Annotated in this window: 13 protein-coding genes and 1 tRNA gene; 7 read left to right on the top strand and 7 right to left on the bottom strand. The window is 64.0% G+C overall.

Features of this window, described 5'->3' with window-relative positions; translation table 11 throughout:
- The first annotated feature begins 60 nt into the window (after positions 1-60).
- Genes H556_RS0100765 through H556_RS0100780 form a run of 4 tightly spaced genes read left to right on the top strand, consistent with a single transcriptional unit; the run spans position 61 to position 5,462 of the window.
- A complete protein-coding gene (locus tag H556_RS0100765; protein WP_051130194.1) occupies positions 61-1,362 on the top strand; it encodes an MmgE/PrpD family protein in 1,302 nt (433 codons plus the stop codon).
- Positions 1,359-2,729: an MmgE/PrpD family protein gene (locus H556_RS0100770; protein WP_024352623.1), complete on the top strand. Its 1,371-nt coding sequence runs from the start codon at positions 1,359-1,361 to the stop codon at positions 2,727-2,729. Before H556_RS0100765 ends, H556_RS0100770 begins: the two co-directional genes overlap by 4 nt.
- Entirely contained in the window at positions 2,726-4,120 is a 1,395-nt protein-coding gene (locus H556_RS0100775; protein ID WP_024352624.1) for a phenylacetate--CoA ligase family protein, read from the top strand. The genes H556_RS0100770 and H556_RS0100775 overlap by 4 nt, the downstream gene beginning before the upstream one ends.
- Positions 4,121-4,133: 13 nt before the next feature.
- On the top strand, positions 4,134-5,462 hold the full coding sequence (locus tag H556_RS0100780; protein ID WP_024352625.1) for an amidase: 1,329 nt from the start codon (positions 4,134-4,136) through the stop codon (positions 5,460-5,462).
- Positions 5,463-5,466: 4 nt separating this feature from the next.
- On the opposite strand, the gene H556_RS0100785 is transcribed toward H556_RS0100780, so the two are convergent.
- Complete coding sequence (locus H556_RS0100785; protein WP_024352626.1) at positions 5,467-6,261, bottom strand: enoyl-CoA hydratase/isomerase family protein; 795 nt, start codon at positions 6,259-6,261, stop codon at positions 5,467-5,469.
- Positions 6,262-6,361: 100 nt separating this feature from the next.
- Here H556_RS0100785 and H556_RS0100790 point away from each other — a divergent pair, with 100 nt between their 5' ends.
- Positions 6,362-6,802: a hypothetical protein gene (locus H556_RS0100790; RefSeq protein ID WP_024352627.1), complete on the top strand. Its 441-nt coding sequence runs from the start codon at positions 6,362-6,364 to the stop codon at positions 6,800-6,802.
- A gap of 60 nt (positions 6,803-6,862) precedes the next feature.
- Here H556_RS0100790 and H556_RS0100795 read toward each other — a convergent pair whose 3' ends face one another.
- The 4 genes from H556_RS0100795 to H556_RS0100810 form a co-directional block, all read right to left on the bottom strand.
- Positions 6,863-7,786, bottom strand: a complete 924-nt coding sequence (locus tag H556_RS0100795; RefSeq protein WP_155802381.1) for a DUF1838 family protein — start codon at positions 7,784-7,786, stop codon at positions 6,863-6,865.
- A gap of 91 nt (positions 7,787-7,877) precedes the next feature.
- Positions 7,878-10,190 carry a TonB-dependent receptor gene (locus tag H556_RS0100800; protein WP_162140889.1) on the bottom strand — a complete coding sequence of 771 codons (2,313 nt, stop codon included), beginning with the start codon at positions 10,188-10,190 and terminating at the stop codon, positions 7,878-7,880.
- A 225-nt stretch (positions 10,191-10,415) separates the two neighbouring features.
- The gene (locus H556_RS0100805) at positions 10,416-12,728 is read right to left on the bottom strand and encodes a TonB-dependent receptor (RefSeq protein WP_081650849.1); all 2,313 of its coding nucleotides are present in this window, start codon (positions 12,726-12,728) and stop codon (positions 10,416-10,418) included.
- Positions 12,729-12,795: 67 nt separating this feature from the next.
- Positions 12,796-14,256 (bottom strand): FAD-dependent oxidoreductase, encoded by a 1,461-nt coding sequence (locus H556_RS0100810; RefSeq protein WP_081650850.1) that lies wholly within the window; start codon positions 14,254-14,256, stop codon positions 12,796-12,798.
- Positions 14,257-14,674: 418 nt separating this feature from the next.
- On the opposite strand from H556_RS0100810, the gene H556_RS0100815 reads away from it, so the two are divergent.
- Positions 14,675-16,180, top strand: coding sequence for a carboxylesterase/lipase family protein (locus H556_RS0100815; RefSeq protein WP_162140890.1), 1,506 nt, complete (start codon positions 14,675-14,677; stop codon positions 16,178-16,180).
- Between the two features lie 148 nt (positions 16,181-16,328).
- Here H556_RS0100815 and H556_RS0100820 read toward each other — a convergent pair.
- Positions 16,329-16,418 (bottom strand) — tRNA-Ser (locus H556_RS0100820).
- Positions 16,419-16,484: 66 nt separating this feature from the next.
- On the bottom strand, positions 16,485-17,417 hold the full coding sequence (locus tag H556_RS0100825; RefSeq protein ID WP_024352633.1) for a DMT family transporter: 933 nt from the start codon (positions 17,415-17,417) through the stop codon (positions 16,485-16,487).
- Positions 17,418-17,554: 137 nt separating this feature from the next.
- Between H556_RS0100825 and H556_RS0100830 the strand changes: the two genes are divergently transcribed.
- Positions 17,555-18,442, top strand: coding sequence for a septal ring lytic transglycosylase RlpA family protein (locus H556_RS0100830; RefSeq protein WP_024352634.1), 888 nt, complete (start codon positions 17,555-17,557; stop codon positions 18,440-18,442).
- The last annotated feature ends 23 nt before the right edge of the window (positions 18,443-18,465 follow it).

Genomic DNA, 18,465 nt, shown 5'->3' on the forward strand with positions numbered 1-18,465 from the left:
ATGTCCGGGCAAAGGGAAAGCTTATCCCTGCGTCTGGCCGAACGTCTGGCGCACCCGCCAATGGCCGCCGATCGCGCCAGAGCCAGGCTGCATCTGCTGGACTGGCTGGCCTGCGCCATCGCAGGCTCGGCTGAGCCCGGCGCGGCTGAGCCGCGTCGTCTGGCCATGCTGGAAGGCGAGGGGCCGTGCCATGTGATCCGGGGGCGGCGCTGCGGTCCTCAGGCGGCGGCCCTGGCCAATGGTCCGGCGGGCGCTCTGCTGGAAATGGACGACGTGGACAAGCGTGGTCTGCTGCATCCGGGGCCAGTGATCTTTCCCGCCATTCTGGCGGCCGCGGACGCGGCGGGCGTGGACGATGGGGCGGCGGTTCTGGACGCCGCAGTGCGCGGCTATGAAGCCATGATCCGCGTCGGTCGCTCCGTCGGACCGCACCACGCCAGCCGGTTCCATGTCACGGCCAGTTGCGGAGGCTTCGGCGCGGCGGCCGGGGTGGCGTCTGTGCTGGGACTTGATCCGTTGCGGACGGCCTGGGCTCTCGGCAATGCGGGACAGCAGGCCTTCGGTCTGTGGCAGGTGCGGCATGAGCCGGTCTTCACCAAGGCCCTGCACGATGGACGCGCGGCCGCCAACGGACTGGCGTCGGCCTTTCTGGCGCGTGACGGCTATGCCGGACCGCTAGAGATTTTCGAGGGGCCGCACGGCTTTTTTCAAGGGCTGTGCCCGGATGGCTCGCCCGACGACATTACGGACGGCGCTGAGACGTGGGCGATCCATGAGGTCAGCTTCAAGCCCCATGCCGCCTGTCGTCACGCACATGCGGCCATAGATGCGGTTCTGGCCCTGCGCGAGCAGGCCGCAGGGCGATCCCTGCGAGTCTTGCGGATCGGCGCCTATGGCGACGCCCTGACCTTTTGCGATCGACTGACCCCGCGCACCTCAGGCGAGGCCAAGTTCTCGTTGCAGCACGCGGCGGCCGTCGCCTGGCTGTATGGCGACGCCGCCCTGACGCGTTTCACCATGGACGTCATCTCCGATCCCGTTGTGGCGGCGCTCCGCGCCCAGATCGAACTGGGCCGGGACGCAGGGTGCGACTCCCGCTATCCGGCCCGCTTCGGGGCCGTCGCGCAGGCTGTTCTGGCCGACGACGGCGTCGTCAGCGCCGAGGCGCCCGATGCGCTGGGCGATCCCGAGAAGCCGCTGGATGAACCGGCCCTGATCGCCAAGGCGCACGCCTTGTTCGCCTGGGGCGGCCTGGCTGAAGCGGAAGCCGATGAGTTGATCGCGGCGGCCCTAGCCCTGGGCGACGGCGCGACCCTGACAGACCTTTGGGCGATTGCAGCGATGGGCGGGGGCGCGCGATGACCAATCCCGGAGAGCGTTTGATCGACCACGCCCTGTCCCTGCGGTGGACCGATGTCGATGTTGCGGCTCAGGCCGCCGCCAAGACATTCCTGCACGACAGCCTGTGCGTCGGGGTCGCGGGGCGCAACGCTCCGTTCGCTGACGCCGTGCTGTCCGCCGCCCGAGCCTGGGGCGAAGGAGGCCGGTGTTCCGTTCTCGGGCGGGCAGACCAGCGGTTGCCGGCGCCCCAGGCCGCTTTCGTCAACGCCTTTCAGATTCACAGTCAGGAGTTCGACTGCGTCCACGAACCGGCGGTCGTGCATCCGTTGGCGACCATTGTCGCGACCTTGTTCGCCGAGGTCGAGCGATCCGGTCCCTATACCGGCGAGGCTGTGCTGACGGCCCTGGTCGCGGGGGTGGATGTTTCAGCGGCGTTAGGCGTCGCCGCGTCTGATCCGTTGCGCTTTTTCCGCCCGGCGACGGCGGGAATTTTCGGCTGCGTCGCGGCCTTGATCAGCTTGACCCAGCCTCCGCGCCATGTCGCGCTGGACGCGTTCGGCTACGCCCTTTCGTTCGCTTCTGGTTCGATGCAGGCCCATGTGGAGGGCAAGGCGACCCTGCCCGTGCAGATGGGACAGGCGGCGCGCAACGCCGTTTCAGCGATGGACTTGGCGCGCGCGGGGTTGCCGGGACCGGCGCAGTCAATCGACGGCAAGTTCGGCTATCTGCCCCTTTTCGAGGGACGTTTCGATCTCGACGCCGGGTTGGCTGATCTGGGGCGCCGCTTCCGCATCGCTGAGGTGAGTTGGAAGCCCTATCCCACTGGCCGCGCGGCTCAGGGCTGTATCGTCGCGACCGAGATATTGATGCGCGATCACGGTCTGACGCCTGCGACGCTGGAACGTCTGACCTACAGCGCGCCGCCGATTATCCACTATCTGGTCGGCCGCCCGGCGATGGAAGGCATGAGCGTCGCCTATGCCCGCCTGTGCGCCGCCTGGTTGTCGGCCGTGACCCTGATGCGCGGGCGGCCGGTCGGGTTGGATGATTTCACAGAGGATTCCTTGGCCGATCCGGCCGTGCTGGATCTGGCGCGCAGGATCGAAGTGGCCGTGAACGACAATCCCGACCCGGCCGCCTTTGCGCCTGCCGAGGCTGTCGCCCGCTTCACTGACGGGCGGGAGGCGCGCCTGCTGCTTCAGGCCCAGTTCGGGGCGCCCGACTGGCCGTTGAGCCGTGATCAGCACATGGCCAAGGCGGCCGCCTGCCTGAGGTTCGGCGGCCTGCCGCATGTTCACGCCCCGTTGGCGGCGCTGATCGACGATTTCGAGTTGTTAGAGGACGCCGCCAGAGCTTTCCGCCTGGCTGCGGGGAGAGAAGACGCATGACCGACCTGCATCGCCACTACTGGCAGGACATGACCCCCGAGGGCCTGACCGCCGACCACCCCATCGGCGACGCCTTCACCCGCTATGCGACGACGGTCAGTCGTGACGAATTGACGGCCCATCAGAACCGGCTTTTCATGCGCTGCGTCGACCGGGCCTGGCAGACGAACTTCTATCGCCGCCTGTGGGGCGACAAGGGCATCGAGCGGGGCGATATCCGCTCGCTGGAAGACCTGCCGCGCCTGCCGATCTTCGACAAGTCGGATATCATGGCCAGCTTGGACCGGGAGCCGCCGTTCGGCGATTTTGCAGGGTTCGAGGGTTATGAGCAGCGACCGCCGGTTATCCTGCACACCACGTCAGGCACGACGGGCAAGCCGCAGGTCCTGCTGTTCGGGCCCAAGAGCCGGGAGGTGCAGAACATCCTCCTGGCGCGCCTCTATCGCTTTCAGGGCCTGCGCCCCGATGACATCGTGCACTCGGTCTACGGCCACGGCATGATCAATGGCGGCCACTATGTGCGCGAGGCCGTGACCCACTGGACCAGCGCCGTCTTCCTGTCGGCGGGCACGGGCGTCGAGACCCGCTCGGTGCAGCAGGTCGAGATCATGAAGAACTTCGGCGTCACGGTGATCGTGGGCTTCGCCGACTACATCAAGAAGCTGGCGACTGTGGCCCGCGAGATGGGGCTGGAACCCGGACGCGACATTCCGGTGCGGATGATCTCGGGCCACATGGGCCGTGAAGACAAGGCGGCCATCGGCGAGGCCTGGGGCGGCGCCCAGTGCTTCGACTGGTACGGCGTCGGCGACACTGGCCTGATCGCCGCCGAGGGACCGGACCGCGACGGCCTCTATGTCCAGGAAGACGCCCAGTATTTGGAGGTCTGCGACATCGACACCGGCAGGGTGATCGAGGACGGCGGGGTCGGCGACATGGTCACTACCTGCCTGTTCAAGGACGACCTCTATCCGATCATCCGCTTCAACACCCACGACGTGACGCAGTGGAAGCCGGGCAAATCCTCCATCGGCGTTGAATACCGCCGGGTCGAGGGCTTCATGGGCCGGTCGGACAACATGGTGAAGATCCGCGGCATCAACATCTTCCCGCAAGGGGTGGGGCCGATGCTGGATGAACACCCCGCCTTCGCCAAGGAGTTCATCTGCCGCGCGACTCGTGACTCTCAGGATCGCGACAGTTTCATCGTCGTGGCCGAGGCGACCGACCTGTCGCCCGCGACGGCCAAGGCGTTCGCCGATATCCTGAAGCGCAAGATCGGCATCGAGCCGGAGATCGAACTGGTCGCGCCCGGCGCCACCGCCGCCCTGACCCAGATCGACGTGCGACAGAAGCCGATCCGCCTGATCGACGAACGGTTCAAGAAGTAAGGGAGCGCCGGCCGTGGCCTTTTCCAATCCGGTGGTCGAGGCGGGCGTCGCCGGCGTGACGGCGCTGTTCCGAGAGCGCGCCGTCACGCCGTCGGAAGCGGTCGAGGTCTATCTGAGCCGGATCGAACGGCTGAACCCGCGTCTCAACGCCTTTCTGGCTGTGGATGAAGCAGGCGCGCGGGCGGCGGCCCTGGCCAGCGGCGCGCGCTGGGCGTCCGGGCGGCCCCTGTCGCCCCTCGACGGCGTCCCGATCGCGATCAAGGCCAATATCGCGGCTGTCGGCCTGCCGCTGCACGCCGGCATAGGGGCCTATCGCGATCAGATTGCAGATCATGACGCCGCCTGCGTGGCGCGGCTGAAGGCGGCGGGCGCTGTGATCCTGGGCGTGTTGAACATGCATGAGGGGGCGCTGGGCGCCACGACCGACAATCCGGCTTTCGGCCGTTGTCATAATCCGCATCGGTTCGATTTCACGCCCGGGGGCTCGTCAGGCGGTTCGGGCGCGGCGGCGGCGGCGGGTCTGTGTGCGGCGGCGCTGGGCACAGACACTATGGGCAGCGTCCGCATTCCCTCTGGCTACTGCGGAATTTTCGGATTGAAGCCGGGACGGGGGCGGGTCTCGACCGAGGGGCTCATGGCGCTGTCGTGGACGCTGGACAATGTCGGTCCCCATGCTCGCTCTGCGCTGGACTGCCGCCTTGTTTTCGAGGCGATGATGCAGGGGCAGGCTGGGGCGGCGCCGAGCGACGCGTCCTGGGCCGTTCTGGATTTCGCGGGCCAGGTCGAGGTGGAGCCGCAGGTGATTTCCGCCTTTGCGGATCGTGTCCAGCTGGCCCGCGACCTGGGACTGGCGATCGAGACGATCCGTCTGGATGACTATGACTTCGGCGCCGTGCGTCGGCTGGGGCTGTTGATCTCCGAAGTCGAGGGCCACGTCGTCCACGAGCAGGCTCTGGTTGAACGTCCTGAAGGGTTTTCAAAGGAGTTCGCGGGCGGTCTGGCCTGGGGCGCGCGTCAGTCGGCGCCGCGCCTGGCCAAGGCCTATCGTGAGCTGGAGGCGACGGCTCATCGCCTGAGGGGGCGGCTGTCCGACTATGCGGGCCTGCTGTCGCCCACAGCGCCTCAGTCGGCGTTTCCCTTTGATGCGGCGGTTCCGGTCAGCCAGGCGGACTTCACTGCCCTGGCCAATGTCGCGGGCCTGCCAGCGGCGGCGTTTCCGGCGGGGATGGCGGATGGCCTGCCGCTGTCCGTTCAGGTCATGGCCTGGAGCGAGGCTGACGCGATCGACCTGGCGGACATACTGGCGGCGCCGGTCGTGACGCCGCCGGATTTCGCTGGTTGACGCTTTACCGATAGGGGAAGGTCGGCGTCCGCTTCTGCAGGAAGGCGTCGCGGCCCTCGAGGAAGTCTTCGCCCTCCAGCGAGTCCAGAAACCAGGCGCGGGTCGTATCGTCGTCCTGAGTCTGACCATCGAGAATCCGCCGAACAACGGCCTTGGTGCGTCGCGCGGACCATTGCGACGCCGAGGCGATGGCTTGCGCCTTGGCGGCGACGGCGCCGTCAAGATCCTCCGGCGAGCAGACGGCGTCGATCAGTCGAAGGCTAAGGGCCTCCTGAGCGGACAGTATACGGCCGGTGTAAAGGATGTCCTTCGCGGTCGATGGTCCAACGGCCTCAACCAGTCGGCGGGTGTCGCCCAGGCTGTACATCAGACCCAGCTTGCCGGGCGTGATTCCCAGCTTCGCCTTTTCCGACGCCATGCGGATGTCGCAGCACAGGGCCAGGCCCAGACCTCCGCCGACGCAGGGCCCGGAAATGGCGGCGATCGTCGGCTTGGACAGATCAGCCAGCGCCTCCATCGCCTCGGCGATTTCGGCGGCGTATGCGGCGGCGCTGTCGCGCGTGGCGTAGACGGTCTCGAACTCGCCGATGTCGGCGCCTGCAGCAAAGGCGCCGCCCGCGCCTGTGACGGCCAGCACCTTGGCCGCAGGATCATTCGCGACCGTCTCGATCGCGCGGGGCAGGGCGCGCCACATCGCCTGGGTCAGCGCGTTGCGCTTGTCCGGCCGGTTGAGCGTCAGCAGCGCCACGTCATCGGCGATGCTCAGCAGCAGGGCGCCGTCGGCAAAAGAATGGGACAAGGGATCACCTTCCTGGCTTGTCGTAAAAGTCTTATTGGGTATATCTTTATATCATTCGCTGAGCGTTCGACAGCGTCAATGAGATACCGAGGGAAACACCATGGCCGACCTCCGCAAGGAAATGCCCCTTCTGGCGCGCCACGAAGGCGTCTGGGAAGGCGTCTATATTCACGTTGATACCGATAATAACGTGATCGATCGTCACAAATCGCGCCTTCAGTGCCAGTTTCCGAGCGCCACCGAATATTATCAGATCAACACCTACACCTGGGATGACGGACGAACGGAGGAAATCCATTTCCCGTCGACTTATCGCGACGGCAAGATCTGGTGGGACAACGAACGGATCATCGGCAACTGCTGGGAAGCCGACTCTCAGACCATCATGCTGCGCTGGGAGCGCAAGGATATGCCGAATGCGTATCTCTACGAGATGATCCAGCTTTCCGCCGACGGCAATGATCGCGCCCGCACCTGGCACTGGTTCGAGAACGACGAACTGATCAAGCGCACCTGCATCAAGGAAAAGCGCGTCGGCTGATTTCTCGGTCTGATGATGCTCAAAGCCCTCGAAGATCGCTCTTCGAGGGCTTTTTCATGATCAGTGACCGGCCTGGCGCGCAGGGGGCGGCGAGGCGCGGCGCTCTGCGTCGATGCCTTCGCGGGCCACGGTCCAGCTTGTGGCGTTGGGCCGGGCGTCATCCAGCGGCGGCGGAGCGGCATAGGCCGGATAGTCGGCGGCGATAGCGTTGCGAAGCACGGGCGGCAGGGCCTCAATGCCATCGACGGGCTGCGACATGGCGTTGAACACCATCAGGCCCGGACGGCTGCCCATCTTCATGAAGGGCATCCACGGGGCGATACGCACCCACGACAGGATGGCGTTCGCCGTGTCCGTGCGGCTGCTGATCAAGGTGCGGCGGTCTGCGGCGAAGTCGAAAATCTCCATCGCGTGATACTGATTGCCGACATAATCCTGATAGTCGCCCGCCAGGGGGTTGGGGTAGAAGAGCGGGATTTCCGCCGCCATGAAGACGCGCTCGCCCTGGATGCGGAACGGGGAGGCTAGGGGGCCGCCTTCAGCGTCGCGCTCGAAAAACGGCCTCTGGTTCACGGGGTCGTTGGCGACGTGGGCCACGGCGACCTCAGCCCCCGTCCACGGGTTCTTCCAGCGATCGATCTTTTCGCCGGTGACCGGGTCGAGGAACAGCATCAATTCGCGAGAGACGAGACGAAAGCCCTGACCTCGAACCGGATCCTGAACCGTGGCGCAATGGCGAACATTCATCCCCTCGACCTTGAAGATCAGCCGGTCAGGCTCGCCCTCGACCCGCGACCACACGTTCCCGCTCCAGTGATAGACAAGGGGCTTGGCGTCGATCGTCGAGCAGTTGATCTTGCGCATCGCCGCCAGGACATCGCGCGGTTGGCTCAGGTCAAGATCGGCCGCAGCAGCGGATTGAGCGCCAAAACACGTCGAGGCGGCGATCAGGGCGGCGGCGGTCGTCTTCAGATAGGATTTCAAGGTCGACTCCAACAACAGAGAGGTTCGCCGGCGGTGTCGGCGGCGCAGGGGCTTCAGCCCCGAGGCCTGTAGGCCTCGGGGCTGAAGCGTCTTAGAACTGATAACCCAGGCTGACGCCCATCATGCGTCGGTCGGCGCCGGTGACCAGGGGCGACGCCACCGAAAAATTGGTGGAATCATAGAAGCGTACGGCCGCCGTCGGCGTGTCGTCGTCCAGCAGGTTGTTGATGAAGAACTGATAGCTCAGAGCATCGGACCTGAGGGCCAGGCGCAGATCGACCGTCGTCTTGGCGCCGAAATACTGCATGTTGTCGGCGCGGACATAGGTCTTGCTTTGGTGCTGGACATCCAGCCGCCCTTCGAAGCGATAGTCGCCCCAGGCCGCCATTTCAAAACGCGGCGACAGGGTGATCTTGTGATCCGGCACATAGGGCAGGTGGCGCCCGTCGAAATCCCAGGCTGGAAGGCCCAGCGCCGCCAGGGTTCCGTCCAGCGAGGCGTCGGCGAACTTCTCATAGCGCGCGCGGGTCCAGGCATAGCTGCCCACGATCGAGAGATAGTCGTTCAGGTAGAAGGACCCGTCCATCTCCAGCCCCGTCACCTTCGCCTCGGCGACGTTGCAGGTGTAGGTCCGCTGCGTCGAGGTTGTGCCGTTAGGGAAGGCGGACGCCGGGTTCTGGCAGGCCGCCTGCTGGTCCGACCAGTCGGTGTGGAACACGGCGACATTGGTACGCAGACGACGGTCCATCCAGTCGAACTTGCCGCCCACCTCATAGTTCCAGCTGGTTTCAGGCTCGAAGGTGCGCTGGTCCGGGAAGATGTTGAGGTTCGGGTTGAACCCGCCCGTCTTCACGCCGCGCGCCACACTGGCGTAGATCATCTTGCCGGGCTGAATCTTGTAGTCGACGATCAGGCGCGGCGTGGTGAACTCGAAGTCTTTTTCCAGGTCCGTGCGGAACTGGGACGCAGCGTCGCTCCCGGCCCTGGTCGGCGCCTGATGATAGGTCTGTTCTTCCTTCTGATAGCGCGCCTCCAGCGTCGCCGTCAGCTTGTCGGTAAAGGCGTAGGAGGCCGAGCCGAACACCGACCAGCTCTTGGTGGTGTTGACGATGTTCGGGAAGCCGAAAGCGCCAGCCGTCGCCGCGGTCAGACTGCGCTGGATTACATTGCTGTCGCCGTCATAATAATAGGCTCCCACCAGCCAGCTCAGCGGGCCGTCGCCGTTGGATGACAGGCGCAACTCCTGGCTGAAGTCGGTATAGGTCTCTTCAGCTGAAGAGGTGGCGAAGCCGGACGTGCCCACCGGAATCAGGCTGCCCGGCGCGAAGGGATAGCCGAAGTTCGTACAACCGCCCGCGCGGTCGCAGATGGTGTTGTCGCCATCATAGGTGAACTCGGCGTTGCGCTTGGCGTAGGCGGTGATCGACTTCAGCGAGACGCCGTCGAAATCGTAGTTCAGATCCAGGCTGGCGCGGAAAGTGTCCTGGCGGGTGCCATAGTCGCCGACCTCGAAAGTGGTCCGCTTGGTATTGACGTTGATGCGCCGGCCCAGCGGCTGAATCTCGCCTTCATACAACTGGTTGCGGATGGTGCCGGCCGGACCCCCGGCCACCGCGCCGGGATAGGCGTTTGTGCGCTGGACTTCGGATGCAGGTTGACCGGAGTCCTCATCGCTGGCCGTCAGGCGCAGGATGGCTGAGAAACGATCCGTCGGCGCGTAATCCAGGGTCAGCATTCCGCCATAGGTCTGGCTGTAATCCACCTTGCCGCCATCGATGGCGCTGACGTACCAGCCGTCGAATTCACGGCCGTAGGCGCCGGCGCTGAACCGCAGGGTGTCGGTGATGGGGCCGCTGACGCCCGCGGTCAGCTTGCGCAGTCCGTTGTCGCCGACCGTGCCTTCGACATGACCCTTGAGCTCGGCCGACGGCCGGGCGCTGATGTAGTTGATGGCGCCGGCGAAGGTATTCTGGCCATAGAGGGCCGATTGGGGACCGCGCACGACCTCGATGCGTTCCAGGTCGGCCATCTCGATATCGACGCCGGCCTTGCCGCTCAGATAGACCCCGTCCAGGAACACGCCCACGTTCAACTGACCATAGGTCTGGGCAGCGCCGCGAATGATGGGAAGCTGGTTCTGGGCGCCGAACAGGGGAGTGAAGCTGAGACCAGGGGCGATCTTGGCCAGATCCGCCAGACGTTCGACCCGAGCCGATTTCAGTTCTTCCGACGTCACCGCCGCGATGGCCAGAGGGGTGTCTTGCAGAGATTCCTCTCGCCGCCGGGCCGTGACCAGGATGTCGCTCACTGCCGTGACGCCGCTTTGGGTCGGACGGGATGGTTCGGACTCCTGAGCCGCAGCAGGCATGCCGAACGTCAGGACGCCTGCGGCCGCCGAAAGCATCAGAAAGCACTTATTCCGGTAATGAAGCATCGATCTCCCCTTAATTTTCGGCCATTTTAATTGATATACCAATAGGCCTTATGCTGACACGTTCGATCATTTTTGACGCATAGCCAAGTGGAAACTTGCGTTGCGGCGATCCCAAAATTGAAATGAGGAAAATGACGAGGCTCGTTGGAGAAGGAGGCGGCGCAACCGGGGTGTCGCAAGTTGCGCCGCCATTTCTCAGAAACGCATGGATGTGCGGATGCCGAGTTCACGCCCTCTGGGGTGGGAGACCGTGATGCGCGGCGGGAAGACCACCGAAGCGCCATCGACGTAGTTATTCAGGAACACATCGCGGAAGGCGAAGGTAGGCCGCCGGTCATCAAAGAGGTTTTCAACGAAGGCCTCGAAGCGGAAGCGATCGTTTTCCATGCCGAACCGGCCGTTGACCAGAGAGCGGCTGGGAATGACTGTCAGATTGGTGGCGTCCATAAAGGACTCGGCCCGATAAGATGCGTCGATGTGGAAAAAGCCCGTGTAGTCATTCAGCACAGGCCTGCGGTAACCCAGCGACCCAGTGAGTTGCCACTTGGGAGCGGCCTGCAGTCGTTGACCGCTGACATCGCCGTCGGGCCCGAACGACGGGAAATTGGCGTAGCCGGCGTTCATGGCGTGGCTGTAGGTGGCGTCGGTATAGGAGACGCCCAGGCTGGCGCTGAGTTCTTGCGTCGGGCGCAGATTGATCTGGGCTTCAAAGCCCTTGGACTCTGCGTCGCCGAGGTTGCGGGTCACGGCGATCGGCGGCGCCTGGGTCTGATCCAGAACCGGAATCTGAATCTGCGTCCAGTCGATGAAGAAGGCGTTGAGGTCCAGAACAACGCGCGCGTTCAGCAGGCTGGCCTTGGCGCCGACCTCATAGGTCCAATTGTATTCAGGGTCATACTGCTCGGTTGGCGCGTTCAGGTCGAAGCCGCCGGGCTTCGCGCCACGTGCGGCCGAAGTGTAGAGAAGCAGGTCGCGGTTGGGCTTGTATTGAAGGCTGACGCGTGGCGTCCAGGTACGGAAACTCAGCGTTTTGTCTATGGCCGCGCTGGGCTGGCCGATGTTCGATGCGGGCCGGGTCGTGTGTTGCCGTTCGTATCCGTACCGCAGTTCGCCTCGCAGCGTCAGCTTGTCTGTGACATCGCCTTCCAGATAGCCGAAAGCCGACAGGTTTTTGACCTCACGCTCGACGGTCTTATCGAAGTGGACGCCGTCGAAGAAGGTGCCCCAGGGACCTGGAACCGGGAAGGTGGCGGCAAAGTCCGCAGGCAGGGGTTCGGTGATTACGCCATCAAAGTTCGGACGGACCTGCGTGCCGGAAAAATAGTAGGCGCCGATGCTGCCGCGCACGGCGGCGTGCTGGGGCGAGGTCAGACGAATTTCCTGGCTGAATTCGCGGAAGGTAGGCGTGCCTTCCTCGCGCAGTATGTCAGTCTCAAAGGTGCGGATCGCGCCTGTCGCGGTGCGATACATGTACACGGGCTGGATGCCGCGGCCCGCATCTGTCAGGGCGCTAAGCTCGACATCGTTGTATCCCGTAATCCAGCCAAGTTGCCAATCGCCCAGATCGACGCGCGCATCCAGGAATGCACGGAGAGTCTCGCGCGTTTGACCATAGGCGTCGGGATGCGAACTCAACTCGTTCTTGTCCAGGGTCGGCAGCACGCCGCACCAGGCCTGATTCACGCCCCTTGAGGGTTCGCAGTTCGGCTTAAGTCCGGACACTGCCGGGGGGCTGATTTTGTCATCGGAGTAGTAGAGGCCGGCGATGATCTCGGTTGCGGCGTTCGGCGTGAAGCGCGTGGTCCCCTGAAAAGTGCGATAGGTGTAACCGCCCAGCGTGGGGCCGCCGGTCACGTTGCGGTGGCTGCCTTCGTATTCGCTATGAGACGCGGTCAGTTTGACCGCCAGGACATCCTTGATCAGCGGCGCCGATACAGAACCGACGACCGCCAGGCGGCCGTGCGTGCCGTATGTCAGCTCGGCCCGGCCTGAATAGCTGTCCGACGGTCGTTTGGAGATGATGTTGATGGCGCCTGAGAAGGCGTTGCGACCATACAGGGCGCTTTGCGGTCCCTTGACCACTTCAATACGCTCGATGTCCGCCTGAGCGAAGTTCAGCGCCTCACGAGCGCCTGTATAGACGCCGTCAATGAATATGGCGACGTTCGGGTCGGAACCGAACAGGTCCGTCTGAGCCACGCCTCGCACGATGGGCGTAGGCACGAACTCGCCGATCACCGACGTGAAATTCAGGCCGGGCGTAAGACGAGCGACATCGTTGAGGTCTTGAATGCCTTCATTCTGAATCCGGTTCGCATCGAATGCGGCGATCGCCAGTGGAATGTCCGACAGTCGTTCAGCCTGCTTGCGCGCGGTGACGACAACCTCGTCGACTTCGAATTGAGTGTTGATGTCCTGCGACGCCGTCTGGCTCGTCTGAGCCGCGGCGGTCATAGGAAGAAGTGCGAATGCAGCGGCGGATATGCTCAGCGCGGCCTTGTACTTCATGGGTTCCTCCTCCTTTGTATTTTTGTTTTCTTTCGACAGCGCCAAGAGCCTCCCAACTCATTGGCGTTTACAGTTGGGCGAGTACTGTCTCTGCGGCGCGGGCGCCGGACTCCAGCGCCCCTTCCATGCCGGTGGCCGAACGGGCCATGTGCTCACCGGCGAAATGCAGACGCTGACCTTCAGCGACGACCGCACGCGCCAGCATGTCGGCCTGACCGGCGCCGATATGGTGATAGACGCCGCGCGCCAGGGGGTCTTTTCTCCAGCTGAAAAGACGTTCCAGCTTCAGCTTGCCTTGCGCCGAAGGGCGAACAGCTTCCAATCGGGCGATGATGGCCGCCCCGGCGTCCGCAGGCGCCATGCGGTCCACCGCAAGAGCGTCCGCGCCGCTTAGCCATACCTTGAGCATGGCGGGAGAATCGCCAAGGACGAATACGCGACCGATCATCGGATCGTCGCTCCAGATCATCCGGGGCAGACCGTCGTGGTTCCAGAACGGCTCGCTGGCCGACAGATAGGCGAAGCTGGCCTGGCTGTAGGGGAGGGTGGCGATGACGTCTCGCATCGCCGGAAACGAGGGGCCTTCCACGCTGATTTCGCGAAGCGCGGCGAAGGGGATGGTGCAGATGGCCTGCCTGGCGATGAGCGAGGCGCCTCCGTCGATGTGGATTTTGACGCCGCGTGCAGTCTCTTCGATGCCGGTCACGCGCTGGCCCAGTCGTGGTTCAGCAGTCATGGCGGCCGCCATGGCCTCAGGCAGGCGCTGAGAGCCGCCGCTGACCACGCTGAGCGAGACCTGGGGGCCTGCTGACGCATAGAAGGTCGCTGAGCGGGCTCCATTCAGAGCTGAGTAGGCGCCCATGCCGTGTCGATCGAGATTGGCTGCGATTAAGCGCACAGCTTCCTCGCTGGCGCCCGCCGCTCTCAAAGCTGCATCATAGGCGACATCGAGTTTTCTGCCTTCTTCACCTCGCCAGGAGTCCACACTGGACAGGCCGGGAAGGCGCCGGGCGTACAGGCCGCTGAGCGCGATCGGGGGAAGGTTGCGTTCAGCGCCTTCCAGAAGATTGGCTGGCGAATTCGGCCAATGCTCCGCCGTCACCGTTTCGCCCCGCACGTGATAGAGCGCAGCTCGATCGAACTCTCCGCCAGGGACCAGTTCCACGCCCAGTTCGCGGGCGAAACCGATCAGGCGATGATAGTTGCTGCCGATCTGGATGCCGCCGGCATCCGGCCGACCGGGCAAATCATCAAGGGTGAACAGGCGGCCGCCGACCCGGGAGGCGCCTTCCAGAACCACGACGCGGGCCCCTGCGGATTCCAAGGTTCTGGCGGCCGCCAAGCCGCTCAAACCCGCTCCGATAACGACAGCGTCCAGCACCGGCTCGCTTCGCGCCTTTGCTGGCCTTATCGAAGCTGCGCCGACGCTGGCGCTGCCTGCTGCAAGAAAGAGGCGACGCGACAGCGTCATTGCGCCGCCTCCGGGACGAACGAGCGCCCTCCAGGAAGGTCGTTCGCTTGGCGCCATCCGATGCCGCCATTTCGTTGGGCGCGATCAGCGAAAACCCACTCACGGCTGAAGACACTCATGAGGCGTTTTCCCCCAAATGACTCATTGATGTGTCATTTGGTCATCTCGAATAAACTTTGTCCAGACAAATTGCATAAAGGAAGTTGACAAAAATCAAAATCGAATATCAGTGTAGTCTACGTCCGATGGACGTAAGATAATTTTCTCGTTTGTCTGCAAAATACAACATTTATACTGTTATTAAGTATTGGTCATTGAAAATGCTCATGGAGCCTAAAATCTAAGCATCCTGAAAATAATAGTCTTGCAGGTTTTTCTCGTTTTCTGGCGGTGAATGGAGGGTGGTTTGTTCGGGGGTGTCTGTATGTTGACGCGAGTCGGGGTTTCGAGCGGCCTAGCGGCCTTGGCGATATTCTTGGCGACGAACAGTGTTCAAGCTGAGGTCGCGCCGCGCGCGCCGGAGGTGACGACGTCCAGCGGCGTTTTGCGAGGCGTCATGGCGGACGGCGTCACGATTTTTCGCGGAATTCCTTTCGCGGCCTCGACGGCAGGCGAGGGGCGCTGGCGTCCGCCTGCGCCGGCTTATCCCTGGGACGGCGTTCGCGATGCTTCGCGGCACGGCCCCGCGTGTCCGCAGTCGGTTGCGAGGGGAAATAGGGTCGCGGCGTTCGGCATGGACGAAGACTGCCTCAGTCTGGCGGTCTACAGCCCGCAACTGGATGCGCAGACCAAGGCGCCGGTGATGGTTTGGATCCACGGCGGTAATGCACGTTTCGGTTCAGGCGCTCTTTACGATGGCTCCGCGCTGGCGCGACGCGGCGTTGTGGTCGTGACCATCAACTACCGCCTGGATCGCCTGGGGCTCTTTGCTCATCCTTCGCTTACCGCGGCTCAATCCGATGAGCCTTTGGCTAACTATGGATTGATGGACATGATGGCGGCCCTGGATTGGGTTCAGGCCAACATCGCGACCTTCGGGGGTGATCCGGACAATGTCACCATATTCGGTCAGTCTTCCGGCTCGGTTGCAGTGACAGCCTTGATGGCGTCGCCGCTGTCTGCTGGAAAATTTCACAAGGCCATCGCTCAGAGCGGCAATGTCAGCATTGACTATCCCCGCTATCTCTCTCGCTCCGCACCGGCCGCTATGTCTCTCGAAGCGGATGGCGCAGCAATGGCGCTGGCCCTGGGCCTTCCGGCGGATAAAGAAGCGGATGGCCTGAGAGCGCTGCCCTGGCAGGATGTTCTCGCCTATACAGAGACTGAGATGGCGAACGCCATGATCCCGGTCATCGACGGTCGAGTTTTGCCGGATAATCCCGGCCGCATCTTTCGCGAAGGTCGCAATCAGCCGGCGGCCCTTATGATCGGCTCGACGAGCTGGGAGGAGGGCGTCGCGGCGCGCTTTCCGCTACCGCTCGATAGCGTCCTGCATGGGCAGGATCCGAGCGAGGCGCGTGCGGTCTATGGTTCGCTGGATGATCGGGAATTGGCGCAGAAGTGGTTCTCTGACACGGCTTTCCACGCGCCCGCTCAATTCCTGGCCGCCGAGACAGCCCGGCAGGGGCGGGCGGCCTATGTCTATCGCTACGCGTTTCTTTCCAGCGAACGTCGGGGTCGCCAGCCGGGCGCCAATCATGGCGATGAGGTTCCTCTTGTGTTCGGCAGCCAGTTCAGCGAGGGGCAGGGCGACGCTGACGATATCGCGATCTCCAACCTCCTTGGCGAGTACTGGACGAACTTTGCAAAGACTGGCGATCCAAACAGGAATGGTTCGACAGACTGGCCTGCTTACCAGCTAGACGATGAAAGCGTGTTGATCATTGATAAAACTCGATCCCTTCAATCTTATCGGTCCGATCCCCAGATTCGTTATCATCTGGAAAGATATGAGGCGATTGTCACGACGAACGATGATTAGCTTTGGCGCGGATTCAGCGTAAGCTTTGCCTGGACGAGGAGACGTGAGTCTTCTCGTTCCGGGCGCTTGAGAATGTAGCTGGCGGCCTAAAGCGAGGGCGGCTTCGGGCTTGTAGGCCTCATTCTTCGAAAGGCTGCACCGGCTCGGATGGCGGACAGGGTGGGATTCGAACCCACGGTAGGCTTCCACCTACGGCGGTTTTCAAGACCGCTGCCTTAAACCACTCGGCCACCTGTCCAGCGCGACTCGGCGCGCTCGCGTGCATAGCCGTAAAGCTGTCCGTGATCCAAGCAGAAAGCGCGGGTCAGGCCGAGGCCGCCGCCCGTGTGGAGCGGGTGACCAGCCAGATGCCGCCGCAGACCAGGATCAGGGCGATCAGATAGCTCCATTTGAACATCGACTCGCCCAGGAAGGCGGCGGACAGAGTCACGCCGAAGACGGGGATCAGGAAGTTGAAGGCCGCAATCAGGCCGACTGGATGGTGTTTCAGCAGTATGCTCCAGACAGCGAAGGCGATCGATGACAACAGAGCCAGATAGAGCAACAGCGCGCCTGAGGCGGCGTTCAGCGTCTCCAGATGGCCGCCCGCCGCCCACCCGGCGCCGGTCAGGGCGGCGCCGCCGATGAACAACTGCCAGCCCGTCATGACCATGGGGTCCAACTGCCGCGAGACGCGCTTGCCGTAAATGGAGGCCGCCGCCAGCACAAAGGCGGCGATGACGATGAAACCCTCGCCTAGCAGGCTGAAGTCGAACCCAAGGCCTGACCCGCCCAGATTGACGACGACGACGCCCAGAAAACCGATCAGGCAGCCGAGCGCCTTTCGTCCGTTGAGGCGGTCGTCGGCATACAGATAGTGAGCCAGGACCACGCTGAAGAAGACGCTGGTGGAGTTCATGATCGACGACTTCACGCCGGTCGCATGCGCCAGGCCGATATAGAAGAAGACGTATTGGATCGCAGTCTGCGTCAGGCCCAGCAGGGCGACCTGCGCCGTCTGGCGTCGCTCAAGCCTCAGCACCGGCTTCTTCAGCGCGGCGGCGACGAACAGCAGGATCAGTCCCGCCAGGGCGAACCTCCACCCGGCGAAAACCAGCTGACTGGCGATGTCGTCCTGGGCGATGTGCAGCAGGGCGTAGCCGCCCTTCACCGCAGGGAAGGCGCTGCCCCACAGGGCGCAGCACAGGGTGGCGAGAATGAAGACCCCGGAACGGGTCTGATACAGCGATGGGGTCAAATCTGCTTCGGGGAGGGGAGGGAAGAAGACGCGCGACGTTCAGCCGCGCTCATAGGCGCAAACGCGGCGTTAACCAAACCGGAAACCGTTCGGGCGCATAAGGAGGGCCTGTCAGTCGGTCGGAGTGCGTCGAAACCATGTGGGCCCGGATCCTGAGAGCGGCGGTGGTCGCCGCCGCCTTTTCGACCCTGGCGGCGTGCGCTAGCCTGGGCGGAGGGCGCGAGGCGCCGCTGAAGCCGCCGGTGGTGACCGACCCCGCGCCGATCGTTTCGGGGACCATGCGGCCCTACCAGGTCCGTGGCCGTTGGTATCACCCGAAGGAACAGCCCAACTATGACGAGGTCGGACAGGCCTCGTGGTACGGCTCCTATCACCACGGCCGCTCGACCTCGACGGGCGAGCGTTTCGACATGAATGGCCTGACGGCGGCTCACAAGACCCTGCCGCTGCCCAGTCTGGTCGAGGTCACCAACCGGGCGAACGGCCGCCGGGTGATCCTGCGCGTCAACGATCGCGGGCCCTTCGTCGATGGGCGGATTATCGACCTGTCGCGCGGGGCTGCTGAGGAACTGGGCCTGCTGAATCAGGGCGTGGGCGAAGTGCGGGTCCGCTATGTCGGCCGGGCCCCGCGCCAGGGCGGCGGGACGCCGATGCAGCGCGCAGAAGCGGCGCCTGCCCGCATCGACGCCGCGCCGAGCCGAGTGGCGGGACCGCGTCCTTATTATGAAGCCGCAAGCGCGCCGACGCCCGCGCCGGCTCAGGCCCCTGCGCCCCAGCCTGTTCCGTCTTACGCTGCTCCTGCCGCCGCCTATTGGGTGCAGGCCGGGGCCTATTCGGATCGGCGCGGCGCGGATCGGGTGGCCCGCCGCCTCGGCGACCGCGCCTCTATCCAGAACCTCGACCGCGACGGCCGGACCCTGTTTCGCGTCGTTGTCGGTCCCTGGCCCGATGCGACGGCGGCAGAGCGCGCGCGTCAGGCCGTGATTGCGCGCGGTTTCAGCGACGCCCTGTTGATAGGCGGCTGACGGGTCTTGCGTCCGTCGCGCGG

This window comes from Brevundimonas naejangsanensis DSM 23858 (genome assembly GCF_000421705.1).
In the GTDB taxonomy this organism is placed as follows: domain Bacteria; phylum Pseudomonadota; class Alphaproteobacteria; order Caulobacterales; family Caulobacteraceae; genus Brevundimonas; species Brevundimonas naejangsanensis.